Below are 809 nucleotides of genomic sequence, written 5' to 3' on the forward strand. Positions count from 1 at the left end.
CGAACAACGGGATATCCGGAAGGTCCGGGGCCCGCGCGGCGAGCACCCTCGTGAGGTCATTCATCGTTGTCGGTCGTTCGGGTGCGCTTGAGCTCGGTGAATCCCGGTTGCGCGACCAACGTCGCGACCGCATCGAAGATCGCCGCGCCACGTGCAGTGTCGGGGACGGCGGTGAGGACCGGTCCGACGATCCCCGTCCCGCCGATCCGCACGATCGGGGTGGCGACGCCGTCGCCGACACCGTCGAGGGCGGCGTTGGGGCGCGTGGTCACCGCTTCGTCCCGGCCCTTGTCGCCCGCGGCGCCGTAGGGGGTCATGGCGTCGAGGGCGGCTAGTGTGTCGCGTAGCACGGTGTCGCGGCGGCGTTACCGCAGTTCGTGATAGCGGTGGCCGAACTCGTAGGAGTAACGGTGACGGTGCTCGGGCCCGCGGGTCGCGGCGATCGCTTCCGCGACCCGGACCGGGCGCCACGCACTCTCATAACCCCGCGTCAGCTCCAGCGGATCGGCCGGGTCCTGATTGAGGATCGCAAGGGACATCGTCCGGAAGTCCAGGTCGAGAGGGCGGGCGCGGGCGACGTCTCGTAGCCACTGGGACGTGACCCACGCATACGGGCACACCGGATCGATGTAGGCGGTCGCGGTGATCCGGTTATCGGGAGAGAAAGTCACGGGTTCCTACTGTAAATGAAAAGTTGTAGCGGTCAGAAAGTGGTCCACGGCCGTACGGACTGCGTAGGGGTGGGTCACCGTCGGGGAATGTCCGGCGCCGTTGATGACAAGTACCTCGCTCGGGCCGGGGAGCGCGTC

The 809-nt window shown here is 67.9% G+C and carries 2 protein-coding genes; both read right to left on the minus strand.

What is annotated here, in order from left to right:
• Nucleotides 1-56: 56 nt before the first annotated feature.
• Entirely contained in the window at nucleotides 57-317 is a 261-nt protein-coding gene (locus tag F3J22_RS30240; RefSeq protein ID WP_167021743.1) for a hypothetical protein, read from the minus strand.
• 48 nt (nucleotides 318-365) lie between these two features.
• Nucleotides 366-671 carry a hypothetical protein gene (locus tag F3J22_RS30245; protein ID WP_167021744.1) on the minus strand — a complete coding sequence of 102 codons (306 nt, stop codon included), beginning with the start codon at nucleotides 669-671 and terminating at the stop codon, nucleotides 366-368.
• Nucleotides 672-809 lie beyond the last annotated feature (138 nt).

Source organism: Chitinophaga sp. Cy-1792, assembly GCF_011752935.1.
In the GTDB taxonomy this organism is placed as follows: Bacteria; Bacteroidota; Bacteroidia; order Chitinophagales; family Chitinophagaceae; genus Chitinophaga.